At 57.6% G+C, this 6,962-nt stretch carries 5 protein-coding genes and 1 pseudogene; 3 read left to right on the plus strand and 3 right to left on the minus strand.

Annotation, left to right across the window (positions count from 1 at the left end; all coding sequences use genetic code 11):
• The first annotated feature begins 3 nt into the window (after positions 1–3).
• The 3 genes and pseudogenes from prmA to B3V69_RS18630 all read left to right on the plus strand — a co-directional run bounded on the left by prmA (position 4) and on the right by B3V69_RS18630 (position 1,854).
• The gene (gene prmA, locus B3V69_RS18625; protein ID WP_296448674.1) at positions 4–909 is read left to right on the plus strand and encodes a 50S ribosomal protein L11 methyltransferase; all 906 of its coding nucleotides are present in this window, start codon (positions 4–6) and stop codon (positions 907–909) included.
• 33 nt (positions 910–942) lie between these two features.
• A pseudogene (locus tag B3V69_RS20850) lies at positions 943–1,078 on the plus strand (zinc-ribbon domain-containing protein); the annotation flags it as partial.
• Positions 1,079–1,224: 146 nt separating this feature from the next.
• Positions 1,225–1,854, plus strand: a complete 630-nt coding sequence (locus B3V69_RS18630) for a DUF3426 domain-containing protein (RefSeq protein WP_414707578.1) — start codon at positions 1,225–1,227, stop codon at positions 1,852–1,854.
• 75 nt (positions 1,855–1,929) lie between these two features.
• On the opposite strand, the gene B3V69_RS18635 is transcribed toward B3V69_RS18630, so the two are convergent.
• The 3 genes from B3V69_RS18635 to B3V69_RS18645 all read right to left on the minus strand — a co-directional run bounded on the left by B3V69_RS18635 (position 1,930) and on the right by B3V69_RS18645 (position 6,811).
• Positions 1,930–2,454, minus strand: a complete 525-nt coding sequence (locus tag B3V69_RS18635) for a histone H1-like DNA-binding protein (protein ID WP_296448655.1) — start codon at positions 2,452–2,454, stop codon at positions 1,930–1,932.
• 170 nt (positions 2,455–2,624) lie between these two features.
• Positions 2,625–3,758, minus strand: coding sequence for a ribonucleotide-diphosphate reductase subunit beta (locus B3V69_RS18640; RefSeq protein ID WP_296448657.1), 1,134 nt, complete (start codon positions 3,756–3,758; stop codon positions 2,625–2,627).
• Positions 3,759–3,892: 134 nt separating this feature from the next.
• Entirely contained in the window at positions 3,893–6,811 is a 2,919-nt protein-coding gene (locus B3V69_RS18645) for a ribonucleoside-diphosphate reductase subunit alpha (protein ID WP_296448659.1), read from the minus strand.
• Positions 6,812–6,962 lie beyond the last annotated feature (151 nt).

Raw genomic sequence — 6,962 nt, forward strand, 5'->3', positions numbered from 1 at the left:
CGCATGTTTGAACTGAGCCTGATGTGCCCGGAAAACCGGGTTGAGACCTTGAGTGATGCACTCGATGCGCTGGATGCCTTGAGCGTCAGCGTGGAGGATGCAGACGCCCAGACCGATGCCGAGCAGGCCTTGTTTGGTGAACCCGGCATGCCGCCACCCAAAGACGGCTGGCAACGCTCACGGGTCACTGCGCTCTATGCCTCGGAGGCCCTGGCCAAGGAGGCACTGGCACTTTTGGAGGCGCAGGATTTTTTTGCTGACTGCCAGATACTGGGTCTGCAGGACGTGCCGGAACAGGATTGGGTGCGTTTGACCCAGTCCCAGTTCACGCCGGTGGACATCACGCCGGAGTTCTGGATTGTGCCGACCTGGCACGAGCCGCCCCCGCAGGCCCGCATCATCATCCGGCTCGATCCCGGCCTGGCGTTTGGCACCGGTACCCACCCCACCACGCGGATGTGTTTGCGATGGATTGCGCGCCATGGTCGCCCGGACGGATCCCAGGCCGGCAATGATCTGGGTCGGGTGCTCGATTACGGCTGTGGTTCGGGCATTCTGTCGATCGGTGCGGCCAAGCATGGCGCCACCGACATTGACGCGGTCGACATTGATGATGCAGCGGTTGAATCGACCGTGCTGAATGCGCAAGCCAATGAGGTCAAACTCAACGCCGGGTTGCCCGAGATCGTGACGGGCGTCTATCAGACGGTGCTGGCCAATATTCTGGCTTCTCCGCTGAAGGTGCTGGCCCCCCTGTTGTGGTCGCGCGTGGCGCCGGGTGGCTCGCTGGTGTTGGCGGGCATTCTCGAGCGCCAGGCAGATGAATTGAAGGCGGCCTACGCGCCCTACTGTGAGCTCAAGATTTCTGACCAGGAAGATGGCTGGATACTGATGACCGCCACGCGTTGAATCGTCACGGGTACGGTTTACCATTCGCTGCAAATGAGTCTGATCACACGTTGCCCGGCCTGCGAGACCCTGTTCAAGGTGGTACCCGACCAGCTTCGGATTTCCGAAGGATGGGTTCGATGCGGCCAGTGCGACGAAATATTTGACGCGTCGCTTCACCTGTTGCCGACCTCGGTGGAGGCGGAGGAGGAGGAGGGGCCAGTTGCCCAGCATGAGGGGCCGCCGACAATTTCCGAAGCGACAGACGCGCCGGATGCGGCGGTTCAGCTTGTTGATACCGAGTCGGCTTCGACAGAGTCGATCCCGGATGAGCGCGTGCTGCTGGCCGCGTCGACGGCAACACTGCCCGATGATGCGGCTCATGCTGACGCCTACGATACCGATGCTGACGGCGCTGAACCCGAGCACAGCGCTGAATTGGAAGAGGTTTCTTTCCTGCGCGATCACAGACCCAACTCGTTTTGGTACAAGCCTCTCATGCGGGCGACTTTGGTATTGGTGAGTTTGGCGCTATTGCTGGGACTGGCTGGACAAATTGTGTTGCATGAGCGCGATCGGATTGTGGCCTTGCAACCCGGCCTGAAACCCTGGTTGCTGGCGATCTGTGGTCCCTTGAATTGCACCTTGTCAGCGTTGCGACGGATTGAGTCCATTGTGATTGACAGCTCATCGTTTTCCAAAATTCGGGGGGACGCCTACCGCCTGAATTTCACACTCAAAAACACAGCCAGCACGGCACTGGCCGTGCCGGCCATGGAATTGACTTTGACCGACTCACGCGATCAGCCCGTCGTGCGACGTGTCTTCCTCCCCTCCGAATTAGGTGTCAAATTTGAGTCCCTGGCAGCCGATGCCGAGTGGACGACGTCACTTGCCATGGCTGTCAATGCGAGCGCTTCGGTGGACCGGGTCGTCGGCTACCGTTTGCTGGCTTTCTATCCTTGACGGGGCCCGGTTTGTAGCGCCCAAGAAAAAACCCGATGTCTTTCGGCACCGGGTTTGAAGCAGAACCGTGGAGGTTCAGGGTTTGCTGCCCGTCGGAAACGGCCAAGCAGCCTGCGGGTTCAGGGTCGTCTGAGCGGCAGGGATCGCTGGAGCAGGCGCTGCCTTGGCAGCGGGTGCTTTCGCGGCTTTCTTCGCAGCCGGCTTCTTGGCTGCCTTTTTGGCGACTGGCTTTTTAGCAGCTGGCTTTTTAGCCGCAGCGGCTTTTTTGGCAGGCGCCTTCTTAGCAGCAGCCTTTTTGGCCGGAGCGGCTTTCTTGGCTGGCGCAGCTTTCTTGGCTGCTACAGCTTTCTTCGCAGGCGCTTTTTTAGCAGCAGCCTTTTTAGCCGGAGCGGCTTTCTTGGCCGGTGCAGCTTTCTTCGCAGGCGCAGCTTTTTTAGCGGCTACTTTTTTCGCTGGTGCCGCCTTTTTGGCCGGCGCCGCTTTTTTAGCGGCTACTTTTTTGGCTGGTGCAGCTTTCTTCGCTGGTGCAGCTTTTTTTGCGGGTGCAATTTTCTTCGCGGGAGCGGCCTTTTTTGCGACCGGTTTTTTTGCAGTTGCCATCATTTTCTCCTTGATCAATTTACAAAGAGCACTTCATGCGAGTTGGAGTGCATGAAGCGATTCATGGTGTTGGGCTCGATCCCAGCACCATGAACTCGGGTGCACAAACGGCTTTTGCCCTCTTTGGGGCCATCAACCGTTTGTGAAATTCTTGTTGTCATTTTTTTAAATCAATCCCAGGAAAGCGCGCCGCCTGATTGGTACTCGATGACGCGGGTTTCGAAAAAGTTGCGCTCTTTCTTCAGGTCAATCATTTCGCTCATCCATGGGAATGGATTCTCTTCGTTGGGGTAAAGCGCTTCAAGGCCGATCTGCGTCGCACGACGGTTGGCGATATAACGCAAGTAGCCTTTGAACATCGACGCATTCATGCCCAGCACGCCACGCGGCATGGTGTCTTCCGCGTATCGGTATTCAAGCTCCACAGCCTCTTCGAACAGCGCCTTGATTTCCGCCTTGAACTCGGATGTCCACAACTGCGGATTTTCGAGCTTGAGCTGGTTGATCAGGTCAATGCCAAAGTTGCAGTGCATCGACTCGTCGCGCAAAATGTACTGGTACTGCTCGGCCGCGCCCGTCATTTTGTTTTGACGGCCCAATGCCAGAATTTGTGTAAACCCGACATAGAAAAACAGGCCTTCCATCAGGCAGGCAAACACAATCAGCGACTTCAGCAGGGTTTGATCCGTCTCATGCGTTCCGGTTTTGAATGCCGGGTCCATGATCGCCTCAATGAAGGGGATCAGAAACTCGTCTTTGTCGCGAATCGATTTGACTTCGTTGTAGGCGTTGAAGATTTCGCTTTCATCCAGGCCCAGTGACTCCACGATGTACTGGTAGGCATGGGTATGAATGGCCTCTTCAAAGGCCTGGCGCAACAAAAACTGCCGGCACTCGGGCGCCGTGATATGGCGGTAGGTGCCGAGCACAATGTTGTTGGCCGCCAGCGAATCGGCCGTGACGAAAAAACCAAGATTGCGTTTGATGATGCGACGTTCATCTTCGGTCAGGCCGTTCGGATCTTTCCACAGCGCAATGTCGCGCGTCATGTTGACCTCTTGCGGCATCCAGTGGTTGGCGCAGCTGGAGAGATACTTTTCCCAGGCCCATTTGTACTTGAAAGGGACGAGCTGGTTGACGTCCGTCTTGCCATTGATGATGCGCTTGTCAGCGGCATTGACGCGACGCGGACTGCTGGCAACTGCGGCGGACGGCAGAGGCAACTCGGCCGAGCGGCTGCTGGATGAGCCACGTGCTTGCGGCACTTGCGGTGTGGGCTTGACTTCTTCGTCCCAGGTCAACATAAATAATTCCAATCAGCGGATTATGAGAGCAGCGAAATGAAATGAAAAGTATTCATTCATATCGCTGTCATATTGCGTCATCAAGTGTTGTGCAGCAACATCGCATCGCAACACATGAGACAGGGGTTCAGACCTTACTGACACGACTCACAGGTCGGATCGTCAACACCACAAAACTTGATGTCTGTTGCGGGGCCCGATGCCATCTGCATTTTTGCAGCGGCAGCGGCGGCATCCAGTGCGCTCATGGCGCCATTGCTATGGTGTGTTTCATGACCTGAGGACACGGCATTCATTCGCCCTGCGGTCACGGTTGATTTCTCGGCGTGGGTGGCCGACATGGTGCGCAAATAGTAGGTCGTCTTCAAGCCACGAATCCAGGCCAGCTTGTAGGTGTCATCGAGCTTTTTGCCAGAGGCCCCGGCCATGTAAATGTTGAGCGATTGAGCCTGATCGATCCACTTCTGGCGGCGCGATGCGGCTTCCACCAGCCAGCGCGTTTCAACCTCGAAGGCGGTCGCGTACAAGGCCTTGATGTCAGCGGGCACCCGGTCAATCGGATTCAGGGAGCCATCAAAGTGTTTCAGGTCCATCACCATGACATCATCCCAGAGCCCGAGGCGTTTGAGGTCCCGCACCAGGTAACCGTTGATGATGGTGAATTCACCCGACAGGTTCGACTTGACGGACAGGTTGCCAAAGCAGGGCTCGATCGAGGCGTCGACACCGATGATGTTGGAGATAGTGGCGGTCGGTGCGATGGCGGTGCAGTTGGAGTTACGCATGCCATCCCTGGCAATTTTTTTGCGCAGGGTGTCCCAATCCAGCGTCGACGAGCGGTCCACTTCCACATAGCCGCCGCGCGCGCGCGCCAGCATGTCCAGGGTGTCGATCGGCAAAATGCCTTGGTCCCAAAGCGACCCTTTGTAGCTGGCGTATTGACCGCGTTCACGGGCCAGCTCGGTGGAGGCCCAATAAGCGTAGTAGCAGATGGCTTCCATCGATTGGTCGGCAAACTCCACGGCAGCGTCGCTGGCGTAGGGGATGCGCAACTCATACAGACTGTCCTGGAAAGCCATGACACCCAAGCCCACCGGACGGTGCCGCATATTGGAGTCGCGTGCCTTCTTCACCGCGTAATAGTTGATGTCGATGACGTTGTCGAGCATGCGCATCGCGGTCGTGATGGTCTTTTGCAGCTTGGCGTGGTCGACGGCGCCATCCTTAAGATGCTGCAGCAAGTTGATCGAGCCGAGATTGCACACCGCTGTCTCGGTATCGCTGGTATTGAGCGTGATCTCGGTGCACAGATTGCTGGAGTGAACCACCCCGCAATGCTGCTGCGGTGAGCGCACGTTGCAGGCGTCCTTGAACGTGATCCAGGGGTGGCCGGTTTCAAACAGCATGGTGAGCATCTTTCGCCACAGGTCAGCCGCCGGCAAGGTGCGGGTCGGCTTGATCTCGCCGCGCGCCGCTTTTTCTTCGTACGCGACATAGGCGTTCTCAAAATCAGCCCCGAATTTGTCGTGCAGGTCGGGCACATTGTTGGGTGAGAACAAAGTCCACTGTCCTTTTTCCATGACGCGACGCATGAACAGGTCGGGAACCCAGTTGGCCGTGTTCATGTCGTGGGTGCGACGGCGATCATCACCGGTATTCTTGCGCAACTCCAGGAACTCCTCGATATCCAGGTGCCAGGTTTCCAGATAAGTGCAAACAGCCCCCTTGCGCTTGCCGCCCTGATTGACCGCGACAGCCGTGTCATTCACCACTTTCAGGAACGGCACCACGCCTTGCGACTCGCCATTGGTGCCCTTGATGTGGGCGCCCAGGGCGCGCACACGCGTCCAGTCATTGCCCAGGCCGCCCGCGAACTTGGACAGCAAGGCGTTTTCTTTGATGGATTCGTAGATGCCGTCCAGATCGTCGGGAACGGTGGTGAGATAGCAGCTCGAAAGCTGTGAGCGCAAGGTGCCGCTATTGAACAGCGTCGGCGTGCTGGACATGAAATCAAAAGAAGAGAGGACTTCGTAAAACTCGATGGCCCGCGCCTCGCGGTCGATCTCATTGAGCGACAGACCCATGGCCACGCGCATGAAAAATGCCTGCGGCAACTCAATGCGTGATTTGCCGACGTGCAGGAAATAGCGGTCATACAAGGTCTGCAGACCCAGGTAGTCGAATTTCAGATCCCGTTCCGCCTTGAGTGCCCCACCCAGCCGTGCCAGGTCAAACTGCAGCAGCTTTTCGTCGAGCAGATCGTTGGCGACGCCTTTTTTGATGAACTGAGGGAAGTAATCAACGTAGGCCTGAGCCATGTCTTCCTGCGCCACGTCTTTGCCCAGAACTTCCTTGGCAATGGTGTGAAACAGCAGCCGGGCCGTCGCGTAGGTGTAGTCGGGGTCTTTCTCGATCAACGTGCGCGCCGCCAGTACAGAGGCCTTGTACACCTCGTCCATCGGGACGCCGTCATACAGGTTGCGCATCGTCTCTGCCATGATCGGTTCGGGCTTGACGTCCGCACCCAGTCCGGCGCAGGCGGACTGGATGAGGCTCTTGAGCCGATCCAGATCAAGAACGATGCGCTCACCGTTGTCCAGCGCGTGCAGCAGGGGGGCCTTGGGGGCCGCCTGGGTCACCTTTTTGGCGCGCTCCTGGGTGCGCTTTTCGCGGTAAAGCACATAGGCCCGCGCAATCTCGTGATGGCCGCCGCGCATCAACCCGAGTTCAACCTGGTCCTGAACGTCTTCAATGTGAAACGTGCCGCCACCGGGGCGCGAACGCATCAAGGCCCGAATCACGCCTTGCGTCAAAACCTCGACGGTCTCACGAACGCTGGCTGACGCGGCGCCTTGCGTGCCGTGCACCGCCAGGAACGCCTTCATCATGGCGACGGCGATTTTGTTGGGCTCAAAAGGCACCACGGCGCCGTTGCGGCGCAGGATCTGGTAATGGCTCAGTGAATTGGTCGCCGTATGGTTTGCGTCATCGGCGTTGTGCTGCGCCAGAACACCGGCGTGGAGGGTGGGTGGTGTATTTAAAGCGGTTTGCATTTATTTCCTCGTCGGTAGCTGTGTTTTATTTGAATTCGGGGTCTCTGCGGGCCGCCCCTGTCCCTTGGTGGAGGGGCGGTCTGTGCGAGCAGGACACACTATATATGGGGTCTTGAGTGATTACAAGCCACTACCGGTAGTGTATCTTGCC

This window comes from Rhodoferax sp. UBA5149 (assembly GCF_002413825.1).
GTDB lineage: Bacteria > Pseudomonadota > Gammaproteobacteria > Burkholderiales > Burkholderiaceae_C > Rhodoferax.